This window comes from Nocardioides pelophilus (genome assembly GCF_014180685.1).
GTDB classification, from domain to species: Bacteria; Actinomycetota; Actinomycetes; order Propionibacteriales; family Nocardioidaceae; genus Nocardioides; species Nocardioides pelophilus.
In genome coordinates, this window is record NZ_JACEHF010000077.1 from 1 (window position 1) to 18,694 (window position 18,694).

At 71.7% G+C, this 18,694-nt stretch carries 20 protein-coding genes and 1 pseudogene; 8 read left to right on the forward strand and 13 right to left on the reverse strand.

Annotation, left to right across the window (positions count from 1 at the left end):
• On the reverse strand, positions 1-542 hold a 542-nt coding region (locus H0488_RS13325), incomplete at its 3' end, for an IMP dehydrogenase (RefSeq protein ID WP_183099761.1).
• A gap of 64 nt (positions 543-606) precedes the next feature.
• Here H0488_RS13325 and galK point away from each other — a divergent pair.
• Complete coding sequence (gene galK, locus H0488_RS13330; protein ID WP_183099762.1) at positions 607-1,722, forward strand: galactokinase; 1,116 nt, start codon at positions 607-609, stop codon at positions 1,720-1,722.
• Here the strand turns inward: galK and H0488_RS13335 are convergent.
• Positions 1,715-2,929 (reverse strand): acyl-CoA dehydrogenase family protein, encoded by a 1,215-nt coding sequence (locus H0488_RS13335; RefSeq protein ID WP_183099763.1) that lies wholly within the window; start codon positions 2,927-2,929, stop codon positions 1,715-1,717. The genes galK and H0488_RS13335 overlap by 8 nt on opposite strands.
• The gene (locus H0488_RS13340; protein ID WP_183099764.1) at positions 2,929-4,293 is read right to left on the reverse strand and encodes an acyl-CoA dehydrogenase family protein; all 1,365 of its coding nucleotides are present in this window, start codon (positions 4,291-4,293) and stop codon (positions 2,929-2,931) included. The genes H0488_RS13335 and H0488_RS13340 overlap by 1 nt, the downstream gene beginning before the upstream one ends.
• A 95-nt stretch (positions 4,294-4,388) precedes the next feature.
• Here H0488_RS13340 and H0488_RS13345 point away from each other — a divergent pair, with 95 nt between their 5' ends.
• Positions 4,389-5,006: a peptide deformylase gene (locus H0488_RS13345; protein ID WP_183099765.1), complete on the forward strand. Its 618-nt coding sequence runs from the start codon at positions 4,389-4,391 to the stop codon at positions 5,004-5,006.
• Between the two features lie 10 nt (positions 5,007-5,016).
• Here the strand turns inward: H0488_RS13345 and H0488_RS13350 are convergent, their stop codons facing one another.
• The 5 genes from H0488_RS13350 to cobA form a co-directional block, all read right to left on the reverse strand.
• A complete protein-coding gene (locus H0488_RS13350; RefSeq protein WP_183099766.1) occupies positions 5,017-5,445 on the reverse strand; it encodes a hypothetical protein in 429 nt (142 codons plus the stop codon).
• Entirely contained in the window at positions 5,442-6,716 is a 1,275-nt protein-coding gene (locus H0488_RS13355; RefSeq protein WP_220794553.1) for a serine hydrolase domain-containing protein, read from the reverse strand. Before H0488_RS13355 ends, H0488_RS13350 begins: the two co-directional genes overlap by 4 nt.
• Positions 6,717-6,721: 5 nt before the next feature.
• Positions 6,722-7,090: a hypothetical protein gene (locus tag H0488_RS13360; protein WP_183099767.1), complete on the reverse strand. Its 369-nt coding sequence runs from the start codon at positions 7,088-7,090 to the stop codon at positions 6,722-6,724.
• Positions 7,091-7,173: 83 nt separating this feature from the next.
• The gene (locus tag H0488_RS13365; RefSeq protein ID WP_183099768.1) at positions 7,174-7,977 is read right to left on the reverse strand and encodes a TrmH family RNA methyltransferase; all 804 of its coding nucleotides are present in this window, start codon (positions 7,975-7,977) and stop codon (positions 7,174-7,176) included.
• 7 nt (positions 7,978-7,984) lie between these two features.
• Complete coding sequence (cobA, locus tag H0488_RS13370) at positions 7,985-9,214, reverse strand: uroporphyrinogen-III C-methyltransferase (protein WP_183099769.1); 1,230 nt, start codon at positions 9,212-9,214, stop codon at positions 7,985-7,987.
• 68 nt (positions 9,215-9,282) lie between these two features.
• Here cobA and H0488_RS13375 point away from each other — a divergent pair, with 68 nt between their 5' ends.
• On the forward strand, positions 9,283-9,810 hold the full coding sequence (locus H0488_RS13375) for a YbhB/YbcL family Raf kinase inhibitor-like protein (protein WP_183099770.1): 528 nt from the start codon (positions 9,283-9,285) through the stop codon (positions 9,808-9,810).
• A gap of 49 nt (positions 9,811-9,859) precedes the next feature.
• Entirely contained in the window at positions 9,860-11,899 is a 2,040-nt protein-coding gene (locus tag H0488_RS13380; RefSeq protein WP_183099771.1) for an elongation factor G, read from the forward strand.
• Between the two features lie 7 nt (positions 11,900-11,906).
• On the opposite strand, the gene H0488_RS13385 is transcribed toward H0488_RS13380, so the two are convergent.
• The 3 genes and pseudogenes from H0488_RS13385 to H0488_RS13395 form a co-directional block, all read right to left on the reverse strand.
• A complete protein-coding gene (locus H0488_RS13385) occupies positions 11,907-12,527 on the reverse strand; it encodes an FMN reductase (protein WP_183099772.1) in 621 nt (206 codons plus the stop codon).
• Positions 12,524-13,654: pseudogene (locus tag H0488_RS13390) on the reverse strand (LLM class flavin-dependent oxidoreductase). Before H0488_RS13390 ends, H0488_RS13385 begins: the two are co-directional and overlap by 4 nt.
• An 83-nt stretch (positions 13,655-13,737) precedes the next feature.
• Positions 13,738-14,460: a PP2C family protein-serine/threonine phosphatase gene (locus H0488_RS13395; RefSeq protein ID WP_183099773.1), complete on the reverse strand. Its 723-nt coding sequence runs from the start codon at positions 14,458-14,460 to the stop codon at positions 13,738-13,740.
• A 188-nt stretch (positions 14,461-14,648) separates the two neighbouring features.
• Here H0488_RS13395 and H0488_RS13400 point away from each other — a divergent pair, with 188 nt between their 5' ends.
• From H0488_RS13400 to H0488_RS13410, 3 genes are all read left to right on the forward strand, one after another.
• A complete protein-coding gene (locus tag H0488_RS13400) occupies positions 14,649-15,347 on the forward strand; it encodes a hypothetical protein (protein WP_183099774.1) in 699 nt (232 codons plus the stop codon).
• A gap of 61 nt (positions 15,348-15,408) precedes the next feature.
• Positions 15,409-16,380, forward strand: coding sequence for an alpha/beta hydrolase (locus tag H0488_RS13405; protein WP_183099775.1), 972 nt, complete (start codon positions 15,409-15,411; stop codon positions 16,378-16,380).
• Between the two features lie 10 nt (positions 16,381-16,390).
• The gene (locus H0488_RS13410) at positions 16,391-16,762 is read left to right on the forward strand and encodes a DUF4267 domain-containing protein (RefSeq protein ID WP_183099776.1); all 372 of its coding nucleotides are present in this window, start codon (positions 16,391-16,393) and stop codon (positions 16,760-16,762) included.
• Positions 16,763-16,783: 21 nt separating this feature from the next.
• Here the strand turns inward: H0488_RS13410 and H0488_RS13415 are convergent, their stop codons facing one another.
• Both H0488_RS13415 and H0488_RS13420 read right to left on the reverse strand, forming a co-directional pair.
• Entirely contained in the window at positions 16,784-17,581 is a 798-nt protein-coding gene (locus tag H0488_RS13415) for a sulfite exporter TauE/SafE family protein (RefSeq protein WP_446685618.1), read from the reverse strand.
• Positions 17,582-17,611: 30 nt separating this feature from the next.
• On the reverse strand, positions 17,612-18,406 hold the full coding sequence (locus H0488_RS13420) for an ABC transporter ATP-binding protein (protein WP_183099777.1): 795 nt from the start codon (positions 18,404-18,406) through the stop codon (positions 17,612-17,614).
• Between the two features lie 70 nt (positions 18,407-18,476).
• On the opposite strand from H0488_RS13420, the gene H0488_RS13425 reads away from it, so the two are divergent.
• Positions 18,477-18,694, forward strand: a 218-nt coding sequence (locus tag H0488_RS13425) for an Rv1486c family protein (RefSeq protein WP_512698538.1), incomplete at its 3' end; no start/stop codon positions are given.

Consider the following 18,694-nt stretch of genomic DNA (forward strand, 5'->3'; position numbering starts at 1 on the left):
CCCCCCGCCCGCGCGTCGTCGAGCGCGTCGAACGCCTTGCGGGGCTCCGTGTCGGCGTCGACCAGCACCTCGACCGGCCGCATCACCTGGTGGGCCTGGGCGAACCGGTCGACGTCGACGCAGTCGTCCTCGAGCACGATGCCCAGCGGGCGCTGCTGGTCGTCGATGACGACCGCCGCCCGGTGCGACCGCTTCGGGATCAGCGAGAGCACCTCGGCGACGGTCTGGTCGGGGCGCAGCAGGATCGGGGTGTCGAGCACGAGGTGCCGGCTCTTCACGAACGCGACGACGTCAGCCACCACCGACGCCGGGATGTCCTGCGGGATCACGACCAGGCCGCCCCGGCGCGCCACCGTCTCGGCCATCCGCTTGCCGGCGATCGCCGTCATGTTGGCCACGACGATCGGGATCGTGGTGCCGGTGCCGTCGGCGGTCGCCAGGTCGACGTCGTAGCGGCTGCCGACCGACGAGCGGCGCGGAACCATGAAGACGTCGTCGTAGGTCAGGTCGTGGGCAGGCACCCGGTCGTCGAGAAAGCGCACGTCCCGAATCTACCGCCGCGGGGTGGCGGCACGGTCTCGACCGGTTCCGGGTAAGGATGAGGGGGTGACGTCCGTGACCGCGCGCGCCCCTGGTCGGGTCAACCTGATCGGGGACCACACCGACTACAACGGCGGGCTGTGCCTCCCGTTCGCCATCGGGCTGGGCACGACGACGACCGCGCGAGCCCGCGGTGACAACCGGGTCCGGGTGCGCAGCACCGCCTTCCCGGAGGTGTGGACCGGTCGCCTGGACGACCTGACCCTGGCCGGGCGTGAGGCGATGCCCGGCTGGGTCCGGTACGTCGCCGGGGTGCTGTGGGCGGCGCGGGAGGCGGGGTGGGAGCTGCCCGGGCTGGACCTGGTCATCGACAGCGACCTCCCGCGCGGTTCCGGCCTGGCCAGCTCGGCCGCTCTGGAGTGCTCGGTCGCCGTCGCGGTCGGCGGCCTCATCGACCGGCCGCTCGATCCCGGCAGCCGGCAGCCGCTGGCTGCGCTGTGCCGCCGCGCGGAGACGGAGTACGCCGGTGCCCCGACCGGTGGGATGGACCAGCTGGTGTCGTTGCTGGGGCGGCCGGACCACGCCCTCCTCATCGACTTCGCGGACTCCAGCATCCGGCCGGTCCCGCTGCCGCTGGCCAGGGCGGGACTGGTCGTCCTGGTCACCGACACCGGCGCCGGGCACGAGCTGGCGGACGGGGACGGCGGCTACGCCCAGCGACGCAGGGAGTGCGACGAGGCGGCGGCGATGCTCGGCCTGCCGCGGCTGGGTCTGGCCTGGCCGGACGACCTCAGCCGACTCGACGACGACGTCCACCGCGCCCGCGCCCGGCACGTGCTGGCGGAGAGCGCGCGGGTCGAGGACGTGATCACCGCCGTCGCCGCCGACGACTGGGAGCGGGTGGGCTCCATCCTGACCGCCTCCCACCGCTCGCTGCGGGGCGACTACGCGGCCTCGACCCCAGCGCTCGACCTCGCGGTCGACACAGCCGTCGAGGCGGGCGCCCACGGCGCCCGGCTCACCGGAGGCGGGTTCGGCGGGTCGGCGATCGCGCTGGTGCCCGAGGAGCGCGCGCTCGCCGTACAGAACGCGATCGATGCGGCTTTTGCCGCGGACGGGCACCCCGCTCCCACGCACCGCACGGTGCTGCCGTGCGCGGGAGCGGCGGTCCTCGCTACTTGAGCTCGGCGCTCGACAGGCCCAGGATCCGGCGCGCGACGATCAGCTGCTGGATCTGCTGGGTGCCCTCGAAGATGTCGAGGATCTTGGAGTCGCGACTCCACTTCTCGAGCAGCTCGGACTCGCTGTAGCCGATCGACGAGCAAAGCTCGACGCAGCTCAACGTGACGTCCGAACCGACCCGGCCGGCCTTCGCCTTGGCCATCGAGGCCTCCAGCGAGTTGGGCTTGCGGTTGTCGGCCATCCAGGCGGCCTGCAGGGTGAGCAGGCGCGCACCCTCCCAGTCGGCCTCCAGCTGCAGGAACTTCGCTGCCGCGGCGGACTGCAGGTACGCCGGCTTGTCGTAGTCGATCTCGACACCGGCCTGCTGGAGCAGCTCGCGGGTCAGGTCGAGCGACGCCTGGGCGCAGCCGATCGCCATCGCGGCGACCAGCGGCCGGGTGTTGTCGAAGGTCGCCATCGCGCCGGCGAAGCCCTGCTCGACGTTGACCTCCGGCGAACCCATCAGGTTCTCCTTCGGCACCCGGCAGTCGGTGAAGGTGATCACCGCGGTGTCGGAGGCCCGGATCCCGAGCTTCTCCTCCAGCCGCTCGACGTTCATGCCGGGCGTGCCCTTCTCGACCACGAACGACTTGATCGCGGCGCGGCCGAGGGACTTGTCCAGGGTGGCCCAGACGACCACGCAGTCGGACCGCTCGCCGGAGGTGACGAAGATCTTCTCGCCGTTGATGACGTACTCGTCGCCGTCGAGGACCGCCGTCGTGGAGACGGCGGCCGAGTCGGAGCCGAACGCGGGCTCGGTGATCGCCATCGACGCCCACTTGCCCTTGGAGCGCTCGAGCTGCTCGTCGTTCGCGACGGACGCGATCGCCGAGTTGCCGAGGCCCTGGCGCGGGAAGGACAGCATCAGACCGACGTCGCCCCAGCACATCTCGCTGATCGACGTCACCGACGCCATGTTGGAGCCGTTCTTGACGGTCTTGTCGTCGGCGATGCCGTCGCGGCGAACGCCGGCGGCGCCGGCTCCCTCGCTGGCACCCGACTCCTCGAGGCCGTCGATCATCGCGGCGAGGATGTCGAGCTCCTTGGGGTACTCGTGCTCGGCGATGTCGTACTTGCGCGAGATCGGTCGCAGCATGTTCATCGCGACCTGGTGCGCCTGGTCGATCAGCGCCCGGTGCTTCTTCGGAACTTCCAGGTTGATGGCCATCAGACCAGCACCGTCCCTTCCATGATTCCGATGGCACGCAGGTCGCGGTACCACCGCTCGACCGGGTGCTCCTTGACGTAGCCGTGGCCACCGAGCAGCTGGACGCCGTCGAGGCCGATCTGCATGCCCTTCTCGGCGCAGAGCCTCCGCGCGAGAGCGACCTGCTTGCTGAAGTCCTTGCCGGCGGCCGCGCGGGCGGCGGCGCGGTAGGTGAGCAGCCGCATCGCCTGGAGCTCGATGGCGATGTTGGCGACCATGAACGCCACCGACTGGCGGTGGGCGATCGGCTCACCGAACGCCTCGCGCTCCTTGACGTACGGCGTGACGTAGTCGAGCACGGCCTGAGCCGTGCCGACCGCCAGCGCGCACCAGGCGAGGCGGGACAGGCGGACGCACTCGGCGTACGTCGTGCCGTCGGTCGCGCCCAGGACCGCCTCGGCGGGGACCTTGACGTCCTTCAGCTCGAGCTTGGTCATCGACGCGGCACGGACACCCATCGCCGGGTCGCCCTCGATGCTGAGGCCCTCGGTCGAGGACTCGACGAGGAACAGGACCGGCTTGCCGTCGAGGCTGGCGCCGACGACGAACAGCTCGGCCTGGTCGCCGCGGGCGACGAGGCTCTTGGTGCCGTTGAGGACGTAGCCGTCGCCGGACTTCACCGCGGTGGTCGCCGGCGCGAGCACGTCGAAGAGGACGGTGGGCTCGTTGAGGGCGAGCGCCGCAGCGGGCACCTCGTCGCCGGTGAAGGCGGGGAGGTAGGTCTGCTGCTGCTCATCGGTGCCCCAGAGGCCGATCGCGGTCGCGACCGAGCCGGGCGCCAGCGTGGCGACGGCGAGGCCCATGTCGCCCTTCGAGAGCGCCTCGGCGACGAGGGTGCCGGCCATGGCCGACCGCTCCTCCGAGACACCGCCGAGGGCCTCCGGCACGCCGAGGATCGGCAGGCCGATCTCGAGGCTGGCCTTGAGCAGCTCGTCGGGGGCGGCGCACCGGGCGTCCGCCTCGGACGCGGCCGGGCGGACGACCTCCTCGGCGAACTCCGAGACGAGGTCGACGAGCATCTGCTCGTCCTCGGTCGGGGTCAGGTCGAACGGCCCGGTGCCGGCGGTGAACGCCGGCCGGGCGCCGGGGGCGCCCGTCTTGCCGGACCTGGCGAACGTGCGGCTCGCGTTGGTGATGGTCTTGAAGCCGGTGCGGGTCACGTTGAAGACGACCTGCTCGGTCTGCTTCCGCAGACCCATCTTGTCGATGAGGTCACTCTGGGCGAGCCGGTTCAGTCCTGCCACGAGGAAGCCGATGGGATCGCGGCTCTCGCTGTTCGGGACCCCGTGCTTGCCGCCTGGCTTGAGGTTGCTGATCAGGGACATGCGACAAATGTAACTGTGAGTTACACACAGCGCTACGTTTTCGAGGCAAATGCTGCGTGCAGCGCGTCACACCGTCCCCTCTAGGATCGCTGGCCATGTCAGAGAAGGCGCCGGTCCAGGGTCCGGGCGAGCCCGTGCACGCGCCGCACGGGCCACTCCCCCGTGGCGGCACCGTCCATCCGATCACCCGGTGGGGCGACCCGGTCATGCACCGGCCGCAGCAGCCCGTCACGGCTGAACAGTTCGGCTCCGACGCGCTGCGCGCCCTGGCCGCCGACATGGTCGCCACCATGTACGCCGCCGACGGGGTCGGTCTCGCGGCGTGCCAGATCGGCGTCGACCTGGCCGTGTTCGTCTTCGACTGCCCCGACGAGGCCGGCGAGCGGTGGGTCGGCGTGGTCTGCAACCCGACGCTCACCCTGCCGGAGGGCAAGGACCGCACCCTCGACGACGGCGACGAGGGATGCCTGAGCTTCCCCGGGGCGTTCTGCCCCTGCGCCCGGCCCTCGTTCGCGGCCGTCGACGGCTTCGGCCTCGACGGGCAGCCCGTCCGGTTCGAGGGCGACGGTCTCCTCGCCCGCTGCCTGCAGCACGAGACCGACCACACCTACGGCACCGTCTTCGGTGACCGGGTGTCGGCGCGCGCCCGCAAGAAGCTCCAGAAGCTCCACGACGCGGCCGCGCCCGACTACACGCTCGAGTGGCCGACCTGAGCGTCGCCCGTCAGGCGGCGTCGACGGGCGTCAGCGCGACCACCCGGTAGCCGATGCCGGTCGGCCACGGTGCGTGGAGGCTGAGCCGGACCTGGATCCAGGTGGGTGCACCCGACGGGTCGTCGACGAAGTCGGCCGCCGCCTGGAACACGGCGCCGCTGCCGCCCTGGAGCACGGCCGAGACAGTCAGGGTCGAGCTCGCGAGCCGGTCGCGCGCGTAGGCGAGGCTGTCGGGCACGAAGAACGCGACATCGGCGAACGGGAACCGGATCCCCTTGGGGGCGCCGGGGGGCGTGCGGAGGGCGAGCCCGTCCGCCACCGGCTTGCCGTCGACCCAGACGGTGCCGACGTACTCGGTGCGCCTCCGGTCCACGCCGTCGAGGTCGCGGACGATCGTGTCCAGTCGCGGCTGCGGCGGCTCGAGGTCGATCGTGGTCATCGCGGCTCCTTCGGTGCTTCCTTGCCGATCCGACGGGGGACCTGGAGGAACCGGCCCACCTCCGGATAGACGGCTGCCTTGCCGGTGGTGATCAGCGCGACCGACAGTGCGCGTTGCGGGTCGGCCCAGCTCAAGATGTTCACCCAGCCCAGGTGGCCGAACGCCTCGGTCGTGTCCGCGCCGAAGAGGCTCAGCTGCCGGCCGCCGAGCATGAAGCCCTGGCTGAAGCCGATCGGCAGACCCAGGCTGAAGTCGACCTCGAGGTGGGACTGCTCGACCCGGGCCCGGCGGATCGTGCGCGCCTCCATGATCCGGGTGCCGTCGAGCTCGCCGCCGTTGCGGAGCATCTCGTAGAACCGGCTGAGCTCGTTGGCGGTGCTGACGCCGTTGGCCGCGGGGAAGACCCCTCGGAGGAACCGTGGGTCGTTCGAGATCCGGGTCGCCTCGTCGGGGTGGACCCCCAGGGCGCGGGTCAGCGCGGTCGAGACCGGGGGCAGGAGCGGCGGCCCGGTCGGATAGTTCAGCGCGACCTTGTCCACGTCCTTCGCGTCGACCCCGTAGTTGGTCCACCGGAACCCGAGCGGGTCGAGGATCTCGGCGGCGAGCACGTCCCGGATGCTCTTGCCGGTGACCTCGCGCACCACCTCGCCGAGGATGCCGCCGCCACTGACGGCGTGGTAGGCCTGCCGTTTGCCCGGGCGGTGGATCGGCTTGGCGTCGAACATCAGCTGCCGGTGGAACTCCCAGTCCTCCGCCCGGTCCAGGTCGAGTGAGCCGGCGGGCAGGTTGGGGATGCCCGCACGGTGCGCCAGCACCTGGCCGACGGTGATGCCGGCCTTCCCGTTGCGGGCGAACTCGGGGAGGTAGTCGGCGACCCGGTCGCCGACGTGCAGGACGTTGCGCTCGTCGAGCAGGTGCACGAGCGCGGCCGTGATGCCCTTGGTGGCGGAGAAGATGCAGATCGGCGTCTCGGGGGTGACCAGCACCTTGTCGGAGTCGGCCCGGTCCTTGGGGCCGTTGCCGCGGGCGTGGCCGATCGCCCGGTCGAGCACGACCGCGCCGTGGCGGCGTACGCACAGGGTGAGGGCCGGATGGATCCCGGACCGGTAGAGGCTGCGGGCGTCCTTCCAGATCCGCTCGATGCCGTCCCTGGTCATGCCACCGTCGGCCGGGTCGTCCTCGGCGGCGACGGTGGTCACCGAGTCGAGGTCCCGCGGGACCCGGGCCCGGCGCATCGGGTCGGGCACCAACGGAAGGCGTGGGGTCTGCAAGCGAGTCAGCTGTCGTTCCGCGGCGGTGGTGCCGAGCCGGGCTCGTCGTCGAGCATGTCGTGCCAGCGAGCGTCCCTGGGCTGCGGCTTGCGCGGTCCGTAGTTGGGACGGATCCGGTCCTTGTCGAAGCGCACCTTCTGGCTCTTCGGCTTGTACTGGACCGGCACCTCATCGCCCTGGACGGGGTCGTGCCAGGAGTTCTCGCAGGTCGCCCGGAACCGCGGGCTGCCGTCGGCGGGGCGTACGTCGAGGATGAACTCGAACTTCCGGCGCTTGCCGCCCCTGCTGTGGGCGGTCTGCGCGGAGCGCCACTCCTTGATCAGGCGGCGGGCGACGACGGTGGCCGTTCCCTCCTGCCAACCCCATTCGAACACGCTGCCTGCCTCCTCGTCGGGGCGTCCTGGTGATGATCCGGCAGCATCCTTGCACCGTTGGGGCGGCGTTGCGGGGCGTTCGGTCAGCGGCGCGCGGTGATGTAGCAGGCCACCGCGGAGGCGGCAGCCACGTTGAGCGAGTCGATGCCCGCGGCCATCGGGATGATCGCCCGCCGATCCGCGGTCTCCTCCCAGCGCTGGGACAACCCGTGTCCCTCGGAGCCGAGCACGAGCGCCACCTTGTCGAGGCCGGCGACGGCCTCCTCGACAGGGACCGCGTCGTCGGCCAGCGTGAGCGCGACCGTCGTGAAGCCCGCTGCGGACAGGTCGGTCAGCGCGTCGCGCCAATCGGGAAGCCGGGTCCAGGGGAGGCTGAAGACGGCGCCCATGCCGACCTTGATCGACCGACGGTAGAGCGGGTCCGCGCACCGCGGCGCCAGCAGTGCGGCGTCGAACCCGAGCGCGGCGCCGCTGCGGAAGATCGCCCCGACGTTGGTGTGGTCGACGATGTCCTCCAGCACGAGGACCGACCGGGCACCGGCGAGCACCTCCGCGACCGGCGGGAGCGGTCGTCGTACCAGCGAAGCGAGCGCGCCGCGGTGGACGTGGAAGCCGGTCACCTCCTCGGCGAGCGCCTCCGGGACGACGTAGCAGGGCGCCCGGGTCGTCGCGAGGACGTCCGCGAGCCCGTCGAGCCAGCGCGGCGCCATCAGGAACGAGCGCACGGGGAAGCCACCCTCGACCGCGCGCCGCACGACCTTCTCCCCCTCGGCGATGAAGAGGCCGTGCTCGGCTTCGAGGTTCTTGCGGAGCTGGACGTCACGCAGGTCGCGGTAGTCGGCGAGCCGCGGGTCGTCGCCGTCCGTGATGTCGACCAGCTCAGCCATCGGCCGATCAGTCCTGGGTGGGGAACGCCTCGGGGAACGCGACCCGGACCACGTCGCCGATGACGATGATCGCCGGCGGCTGGACCGACTCGTCGGCCACCGATGCCGCGAGCGTGCCGAGCGTGGAGAGTACGGTGCGCTGGGTCGGCATGGTGCCGTCGCAGACCACCGCGACCGGGGTGCCCGGCTTCCGGCCGCCGGCCACCAACGCCTCGGCGATCGCCGCCGAGTTCTCGACGCCCATCATGACGATGACCGTCCCGCGCATCCGGGCGAGCGCGCTGTAGTCGACCAGCGACTCGGGGTGTCCGGGCGGCAGGTGGCCGGACACGATGGTGAACTCGTGGGTGACGCCGCGATGGGTGACCGGGATGCCGGCGATGGCCGGTACGGCGATCGGGCTGGTCAGCCCCGGGATCACGGTCACCGGCACCCCCGCCTCGCGGCACGCGATGATCTCCTCGTAGCCACGGCCGAACACGAAGTTGTCGCCGCCCTTGAACCGCACCACTCGCTTGCCCGCGAGGGCGCGGTCGACGATCACCCGGTTGATCTCGGCCTGCTGGGCACTCCTGCCGCGCGGCAACTTGGCGACGTCGATGAGCTCCACGTCGCTGGGCAGCTCGCCCAGCAGCTCCCGCGGGGCGAGCCGGTCGGCCACCACCACGTCGGCCTCCATCAGTGCCCGCCGGCCGGCGATCGACATCAGGTCCGGGTCTCCGGGGCCGCCGCCGACGAGAGTGACCCCCGGGGTGTGGTCGCGGTGGTGCGAGGCCGCGATGCTGCCGTCGCGGATGGCCTCGAGGATCTCGTCGCGCAGGGCCGCGGAACGACGCGGCTCGCGGTTGCCGAGGACGGCCACGGTGACCCCGGCGTGGCGGCCCACCGCGGGAGTCCACGCAGTCCCCCGGGTCGCGTCGTCGGAGCGCACGCAGAAGATCCGCTGCTGGTCCGCCAGCTCGCTGATCCGGTCGTTGACGGCGGCGTCGTCGGTGACCGCGATGACGTACCAGGCCCCGTCGAGGTCCGCGTCGTCGAACCGACGGCGGTGCCAGGTGATCTCGCCCGAACCCACCAGCCCCTCGATCGCCGGTGTCACCACCGGCGACACGACGTGCACGTCGGCGCCGACCGCGATCAGCTGCGGCACGCGTCGCTGGGCGACGTTGCCGCCTCCGACGACCAGCACCCGACGCCCGGCGAGGCGCAGACCCGAGGGATATGGGGGGAAATCCATGGGGACATCATCGACGGGTCTCGTTGCGCCCCTGTCAACGACCCACCAGCCGGACTAGATTCGCCTCCATGTCCCTGGAACGACCGGTCACACCCGATCCCTACGAGCTGCTGCCCGCCGTACCCTCGTTCGGCGTCACCAGCACCGACGTCACCGATGGTCAGCCCCTCAAGCAGGACCAGGTCTACGACGGCGGCAACACGTCGCCCCAGCTGTCCTGGGAGCCCGGCCCGGAGGGCACCCAGAGCTACGTCGTCACCTGCTTCGATCCCGACGCGCCCATCGTCAGCGGGTTCTGGCACTGGGTCGCCGTCGACATCCCGGGCGACGTCACCAGCCTCGACGCCGGCGCCGGAGCGAGCGACGACACCCTGCCCGGCGGCGCGTTCCACGTCCGCAACGACTTCGGGACGCCGAGCTTCGGCGGCGCCGCCCCGCCCGAGGGCGACCAGGTGCACCGCTACTACTTCGTCGTCCACGCGGTGAAGGAGCCGACGCTGGGTGTCGACGGCAGCGCCAGCCCGGCGGTCGTCGGGTTCAACCTGGCCTTCAAGACCCTTGCGCGCGGCACGGTGGTCGGCACCTACCGACACTGAGTGCCCTTTGACCCTTGTGGCGCCGGGCAGTTCGGAGTTACGTAGGCCCATGGCCGACAAGTCACCCCGAAAGGTCAGTGACCAGGACCTTGCGGCGCCCGGGCCCGACCGGATCCGCAACGTCGTCCTGGTCGGGCCGACACAGTCAGGCAAGACGTCGCTGGTCGAGGCACTCGCGAAGGTGTCCCTCGGCCACGGTCGCTCCGTCGCCCTCTCCGTCGCTCCGGTCGTCGTCGAGGGGACGAAGATCAACCTCATCGACACCCCCGGCTATGCCGACTTCGTGGGCGAGGTGCGCGCCGGGCTCCGGGCGGCCGACTGCGCGCTGTTCGTGATCGCGGCCAACGAGGGCGTCGACGAGGGCACCCGCGAGCTGTGGCGCGAGTGCGACGCGGTCGCGATGCCGCGCGCCGTCGTCGTCACCAAGCTCGACCACGCCCGCGCCAACCACGACGCCGTGCTGGGCGCCGCCCAGGCGGCGTTCGGCGAGAAGGTGCTGCCCGTCTACGTCCCGCGCGACGGAGGCGTCGTCAGCCTCATCGGCGACGGCACCGACGACCCGCGCCGCGGCGAGCTGATCGAGGCGATCATCGAGGAGTCCGAGGACGAGACCCTGATGGACCGCTACCTCGGCGGCGAGCAGATCGACGAGAAACTGTTGGTCGAGGACCTCGAGACCGCGATCGCCCGCGGCGGCTTCTTCCCTGTCGTGCCGGTGTGCGCGCAGACCGGAACCGGCCTGACCCAGCTGCTCGACCTCTGCGTGCGGGCCTTCCCGTCCCCGCCCGAGCACGTGCCGCCCGACGCCTTCACCCCCGAGGGCCGGGCTGCCGACGCGGTGACCTGCGACCCGAACGGCCCGCTGGTGGCCGAGGTCGTGAAGACGACCAGCGACCCCTACCTCGGCCGCGTCAGCCTGGTGCGGGTGTTCTCCGGCACCTTGAGCCCGGACGCCTCGGTCCACGTCTCGGGTCACTTCGCGAGCTTCGGCACCGACGGGCACGAGGACCACGACGAGGACGAGCGGATCGGCGCGCTGGCGTTCCCGTCAGGGGGTCAGCAGGTCCTCGCCCCGCGTGTGCTCGCCGGCGACATCGCGATCGTCGGCCGCCTGTCCCGCGCGGAGACCGGCGACACCCTGTCCTCCCCTGACGCCCCCCGCGTGCTCAGACCGTGGTCGCTGCCCGACCCGCTGCTCCCGATCGCGATCGAGGCGGCGACGCGGTCCGACGNGCTGCTCCCGATCGCGATCGAGGCGGCGACGCGGTCCGACGAGGACAAGCTGTCCGGCGCGCTCACCCGGCTGGCCGCGGAGGATCCGAGCCTGCGGGTCCACAACAACGCCGAGACGGGCCAGCTGGTCATCTGGGTGATGGGCGAGGCGCACGCCGAGGTCGCGCTCCACCGGCTGCAGGAGCGCTACGGGGTGACCGTCGAGCAGCGTGACCTGGTCATCCCGCTCCGCGAGTGCTTCTCCGGCCCGGCCAAGGGCCACGGCCGCCACGTCAAGCAGTCCGGCGGACACGGCCAGTACGCCGTCTGCGACATCGAGGTGGAGCCGCTACCGGAGGGCTCGGGGTTCGAGTTCGTCGACAAGGTCGTCGGCGGTGCCGTGCCACGGCAGTTCATCCCCTCGGTCGAGAAGGGCGTCCGCGCCCAGATGGAGCGCGGCGTACGCCTCGGCTACCCGGTGGTCGACATCCGGGTGACCATCACCGACGGCAAGGCGCACAGCGTCGACTCGTCCGACATGGCGTTCCAGACCGCCGGTGCGCTCGCGCTGCGCGACGCGGCCGAGCAGGCCGGCATCGCCCTCCTGGAGCCGTACGACGAGGTCTCGGTGCTGGTGGCCGACGAGCTCGTCGGCGGAGTGATGAGCGACCTGTCCGCGCGGCGGGGGCGCCTGCTCGGCACCGACCAGGTGGGTGACCGTGCGGTCGTGCGTGCCCACGTCCCCCAGCGGGAGCTGGTGCGCTACGCCATCGACCTGCGCGCCTCCTCGCACGGCGCGGGCACCTTCAGCAGGAAGTTCGCGCACTACGAGCCGATGCCCGACGAGCTGGCCAAGCAGGTCACCGCCCGCGCCTGACCCCCGGTCAGCGGACCGCGTCGCCGCCCGCCTCGCGCAACAGCTGCTCGAACGGGGTCACCGCTGCGGACGGCGCCGGCCGCAGCGGCGCGCCGACCTCGCCGGCGACGAGCGCCGCCAGCTCGCCGGCCGCCCGCTCGACCCGCTTCTGCAGCGCGCCGTCGGAGCCGAAGTCGTCGGTCGCGGCGAAGACACCGGTCGGCACGACGACCGCGTGCAGGTGCGAGAAGAGCGGCCGCAACGCGTGGTCGAGGACCAGCGAGTGCCGCGCGGTGCCCGCGGTCGCGGCGACCAGGACCGGCGTGCCGTCGAGCGTGTTCTCCTCGAGGACGTCGAAGAAGGTCTTGAACAGCCCGGAGTACGACGCCGCGAAGACCGGCGTGACGACGACCAGGCCGTCGGCCCGGCGCACCCGGTCGATGACCGCGGCCAGCTCGCCCGTGGGGAAGCCGGTCAGCAGGTGGTCGGCCAGCGCGTGGGCGAGCGGCCGCAGCTCGACGGTCTCGACCTCGACCGCCACGCCGCGGGCCTCGACCGCCCGCGCGGCGGCGTCGCCGAGCAGGTCGGCGAGCAGCCGCGTGGACGACGGGACGCTCAGCCCTGCCGTGATGACGACGAGCCGCTTCATCGGTCGCTCCGCCCGGTGACCGCGTCCGCCTCGGCGTACACGGTCGAGTCCTTCGCCCCTCCGGCGGCCGCGACCAGCGTGGCGTGGGTCGGCGCGTCGGGAACGTGGGCCGGTCGGCCCTCCGCGAAGCCCTTCCGCAGCTCCGGCAGGAGCTCGCCGAGCAGGTCGAGCTGCTCGAGCACCGTCTTGAGGGGCAGCCCCGCGTGGTCGACGAGGAACAGCTGGCGCTGGTAGTGACCGACGTAGTCGCGGAACGACAGGGTGCGTTCCAGGACCTGCTGCGGCGAGCCGACGGTCAGCGGCGTGCCCTCCATGAAGTCCTCGAGCGAGGGTCCGTGCCCGTAGACCGGGGCGTTGTCGAAGTACGGCCGGAACTCGTTGATCGCGTCCTGGCTGTTCTTGCGCATGAAGAACTGGCCGCCGAGGCCGACGATGGCCGTGTCGGCCGGACCGTGGCCGTAGTGCTCGTACCGCTCGCGGTAGAGCCGCACCATCTGCGCCGAGTGCGACGCCGGCCAGAAGATGTGGTTGTGGAAGAAGCCGTCGCCGTAGTACGCCGCCTGCTCGGCGATCTCAGGACTGCGGATCGAGCCGTGCCAGACGAACGGCGGCGCACCGTCCAGCGGCCGCGGGGTCGAGGTGAACCCCTGCAGCGGCGTCCGGAAACGTCCCTCCCAGTCGACGACGTCCTCGCGCCACAGCCGGTGCAGCAGCGCGTAGTTCTCGATCGCGAGGTTGATGCCCTGGCGGATGTCCTTGCCGAACCAGGGGTAGACCGGGCCGGTGTTGCCGCGCCCCATCATCAGGTCGACCCGGCCGTCGGTCAGGTGCTGGAGCTTCGCGTAGTTCTCCGCGATGAGCACCGGGTCCGTGGTCGTGATCAGCGTGGTCGCCGTGGAGAGGATGATCCGCTAGGTCTGCGCACCGATGTAGGCCAGCGTGGTGGTCGGCGCCGAGGCGATGAACGGCGGGTTGTGGTGCTCCCCCGTCGCGAACACGTCGAGGCCGATCTCCTCGGCCTTCTTCGCGATCTCGACCGTCGCCTTGATCCGCTCGTGCTCGGTCGGCGCGCGCCCGGTGGTGGGATCGGTCGTCACGTCACCGACGGTGAAGATGCCGATCTGCATGGGTTCCACTCTCCTTGGTCCGCGGTTGCCGACGAGTCTAGTTGACATGGCAACCACCCGTCACAACGGAGCGCCCCGAGGGCCTATTCCCGGGCGAGCACGAGCACCGCGCGGTCGTCGTCACCACGCGAGACGTGCTCCATGATCCGGGCCGGCACGGCCGCGAGACCACCGGCGACGACCGCCCCGCGGGCGGCCTCCTGCAGCCAGTCGATCCCGGAGCCGATGTCGGAGGTCCGGCGTTCGACGACGCCGTCGGTGTAGAACATCAGCCCCTCGCCCGCGGCCAACCCGCCTTCACTCACGGCGAACTCCGGATCCTCGACCACTCCCAGCGCGGTCCCCCGGGCGTTGTCGACCACCCACTCCGCGCGGCCCGCCTGCCAGTGCATCACCGGAGGGTGCCCGGCACTGCGGATCGAGTACCGCCCCGAGTCGAGTTCCAGGACCACCTGGACGGCGGTGGCGATGCTCTCGTCCGACGGCTGCCGCAGCAGGAAGGCGTTGGCGGCCGACATCAGGTCCTCGCTCGGCACGCCGACGAGAAGCCCGCGGAGCGCGCCCGCGAACTGCACCGCGTCCGGCAGGGCGGTCGCCCCCTTGCCGCACACGTCGACGAGCACCATCACCAGGCTCGTGCCACCTGCGGCGTTGGGCACCAGGTCGGCGACGAAGAAGTCGCCGCCGTACTGGAAGCCCTGCGCGGACAACATCGCCGAGGTGCACACCCAACCGTCGGGCAGGGGTGGGATCCGGCACTGCTCCTGGAGCAGGTCGCGCAACCCGCTCAGGAAGGCCTCGTCCACCCCGCCACCCTAGACGGCGCATGCGACCCGGCTGTGGGCGCGGGTCAGGCTCCTCGAGAGCAAGGCCCTGTTCTCGACAGGGGGTCTCGTGGCAGCATCCACCCATCCCAAGGGGGCTGTGAACGGGATTGACACTCGGGGAGTCGAAAGTGCACACAACTCAATCTGATCGACCTCGGCCCGGAGGCGTGCAGCGCCTCATCGCGGTGCTGATCGCGGCGGTGCTGATGGGCACCCTCCTGGCCGTTCTCGGCGCGGTCGCCGGGCCGTTCACCGGCGGTGCGGTCAGCGTTGCGCGCGCCGCGGAGCAGGACGTCGCCGAGCGCGGTCGGCCCTACAGCATCACCGGCACCAAGACCGGTCCGGACCCGCTCTGCGAGAAGGCGCGGGACCATGCTGACCAACCCGGCGACTGCAGGGCCAAGGCCGCACTGTTCGAGACGGTCCCCTACCGGCGCGACACGTCGCGCCTCGCTCGCGGCAACGAGCTGTGGTGCGCCGACTGGAAGATGTACATGCGTGGCCTCTACTACATCAACTGGAAGGAGGAGATGCGGGGATCCTTCTGCTGGATCGAGGGCCCGGCCGCTCCCTCCATCAGCCGGAGGGCCCACCGGTGCGGGTACGGCCACGCCTACGGGGTGACCATCGACATCAACTACTGCGAGCAGGACAAGCGGTTCGGAGACACCACCTACGGCTGGTGGTGGTCGGCCTACGACCACTTCAGCGTCACGGCCCTGGTCCGGGGCTTCCCGATCCGGCACACCTACGAGATGTGGGTCAACCAGCACCCCACGGGGAACGTCACGTTCAAGCCGTCCTCCGACCCGGGGACGCCGGGCGGCGGCGGAGGCTCGTGGCGACTGGGCGCCGCGATGACGTAGCGCTGTCGATCTCGACCTGTTGAGGGGACGCCCGGTGGGCACCCTGGTGCACACTTTCCCCATGACCGACGAGACCGTCACGAGCGAGGTCGTGACCGACGTCCTCGGCCACCCGTGGCGGGCCGAGACGATCCCGCTGCCGCCGGACGACGAGGGCGAGGTGGTCGCGACCCTGGTGAGCAGGACCGCCGACCAGCCGACCGAGCACGCCGTGCTGCACGTCCACGGTTTCGCCGACTACTTCTTCCAGGCCGAGTACGGCGAGTGGTGGCTCGCGCACGACCACGACATGTACGCCATGGACCTGCGCAAGTACGGCCGGTCGATCCGGCCCCACCAGACGCCGACCTACGTCGCCGACCTGGAGGAGTACTTCGCCGAGCTCGACCACGCCTGGCAGCGGGTCACCGAGCGCGACGGGCACACCCGGGTGGTCCTGTCCGGCCACTCGACAGGCGGCTTGGTCGTCGCCCTGTGGGCCGACATCCGCAAGCCGAAGGAGCTGGCCGGCGTCGTCCTCAACTCGCCCTGGCTCGACCTGCAGGGCAAGGCGTGGATGCGCACCCTCCCGGCCGACCTCGCCATCGACCGGATCGGGCGCCTCAAGCCGATGCGGATCTTCCCGCGCGAGGTCAGCGGGGTCTACGCCCAGAGCCTGCACCGCGAGCACGCGGGCGAGTGGGACTTCGACCTGACCTGGAAGCCGCTCGAGTCGTTCCCCGTGCGCTTCGGCTGGCTCCGCGCGATCCGTGCCGGCCACGCCCGCGTGCATCGCGGACTCGACATCTCGTGCCCGGTGCTGGTGCTGTCCTCGGACCGGTCGGTCTTCACGACCGCCCTCGACGAGGACGCCCACACGACCGACATCGTGCTCGACGTCAAGCAGATCCGGCGCTGGGCGAGCTCGCTCGGCAGCAACGTCACCTCGGTCGCCGTACCCGGGGCGGTCCACGACGTCGTCCTCTCCCGCCCGGAGGCCCGCGAGCGCGCCTACTCCGAGATCCAGCGGTGGCTGGCGACCTACGTGCTCTAGGGTCAGCCGCATGGACCCTGTGACCGGCCTCTCCCTGGGCCGCATCGCCATCGGCATCGGCTCGATCGCCTCTCCGTCGCTCACCGCGAAGATGTTCGGGCTGTCCCCCGACCAGAACCCGCAGATCGGGATGTTCACCCGGATGTTCGGCGTGCGCGAGATCGCGCTCGGCGGGCTGACCCTGATGTCGAAGGGCAGTGCCCGGCGCACCATGGTGCTCGCCGGCATGGCGGTCGACGCCGGCGACGCAGCCACGGGCGCGATCGGGCTGGCCCGCAAGGAGTTCCCGGTGATGGCCGGCGGCATGCTCATCGCCGTCGCCCTCGGCGCGGTCGGCTCCGGCGCCGCGGCGCTCGCGCAGGGCGATCAGTCCCAGTCGTAACCGCAGGCCGGCACCGCTCGGTCAGGTCACCAGGATCACGGTGACCGCGACCAGCCCCACCACGACGATGACGGCGCGGAGGGCGAGCGGCGGGAGCCGGCGGCCGACGGACGCGCCGAGGAACCCGCCGGCGACCGCTCCGATCGCGATCAGGAGCACCAGGAGCCAGTCGATCTCGGCCTCGATCCCACCGAACCAGTCCGTGGGCGCGAGCTCGACGACGAGCACGAAGATCACGCCCGCGATGCCGTTGACGCACGCGACCAGGACGTTCTTCACCCCGTTGAGCCGCTGCAGGGTCTCGCTGACCCCGATGCCGAGCACCGCCATCAGCAGCACACCCTGCGCCGCGCCGAAGTAGCCGCCGTAGATGCCGGTCAGCAGGACCGCCGGCCACACCCACCACGCCCCGTCGCGCGCGGGCGCGGTACCGGCAGCCGCGCGTGCCTCCGCCCGGTCGGCGACCACCTTGGACAGGCGCGGACCCAGGATCACCAGCACGACGCCGAGCAGGATCAGGACCGGGACCACGGCCTCGAACGCCTCGGGCGGCAGCACCAGCAGCAGCCCGGCGCCGATCAGGCCGCCGGTCACCGAGGCGACCAGCAGCCGGAGGACCCGCTCGCGCTGCCCCGCGAGCTCGCGGCGGTAGCCGACCGCCCCGGCCACCGAGCCCGGGACCAGACCGATGTTGTTGCTGATGTTCGCAGTCACCGGCGGTACGCCGATCGCGAGCAGGGTCGGGAAGGTGATCAGCGTCCCCGTCCCGACCACGGCGTTGATCGTGCCGGCGCCCACACCGGCGAGGACGACGGCCACGATCTCGAGCGCGCTCAGCGAGCCACGCCCTTAGCTCCGGTGCTGCCGGCGCCGCGCCGCGAAGCGCCCGTCGTGGTGCTCGAGCAGGAGCGGCATGCCGAACGTCGCGGACAGGGCCTCCGCCGTGAGCGTCGACTCGATCGGGCCCTGAGCGACGACGCCGCCGTCACGCAGCATCAGCACGTGGGTGAACCCGGGCGGAATCTCCTCGACATGGTGCGAGACGAGGACGGTGGCCGGCGAGGCCGGGTCGTAGGCGAGCACGGACAGGGTCGAGACCAGGTCCTCGCGACCGCCGAGGTCGAGGCCCGCCGCGGGCTCGTCGAGCAGCAGCAGCTCCGGGTCGGTCATCAGGGCCCGCGCGATCTGGACCCGCTTCCGCTCACCCTCGCTCAGCGTTCCGAACGTGCGGTCGGCCAGCTTGTCGGCTCGCACCTCGCGCAGCAGCGAGCTCGCGCGGTCGTGGTCGAGGTCGTCGTACTGCTCGCGCCACCGGCCGACCACGGCGTACGACGCGGACACGACCACGTCGCTCACCTTCTCGTCGCGCGGGATCCGCTCCGCGAGCGCGGCGCTGGTCAGCCCGATCCGAGGCCGCAGGTCGAACACGTCGACGGTGCCGATCAGCTCGCCGAGGATGCCGACCGCGCCCGACGTCGGGTAGAGCTGGGCGGCGGCGACCTGGAGCAGCGTGGTCTTGCCGGCACCGTTGGAACCCAGCACGACCCAGCGCTCGCCGTCCTTCACGACCCAGGTCACGCGGTCCAGCAAGACGGCGTCGCCCCGGCGGATGGTGACCTCGGCAAGCTCAAGGACGGCGGACATGGACGCAACCCTATCGACCGGTCGCCCGCCGACTGCGAGGCCGCCTCCGTGTGCCCTAAGGTCGCCCGTCGTGACGACTGAGATGCCGGTGGCCGCCCGGGTGGCGTGGTGGGGAACCGCCTTCCTCCGCGGCCTGGTGACTCCGGACGAGTACGTCGAGGCGGTGCTCGCCGACGACGCGTCCCACGTCTTCGACGGTCCGGGCGGGCCGCGCTCGCTGCTGGAGGCGACGGCCGCGGCCCGGCTGGCCGGCGCCACCGCGCTCGGTGCGGCGTTCCCGGCGGGCGG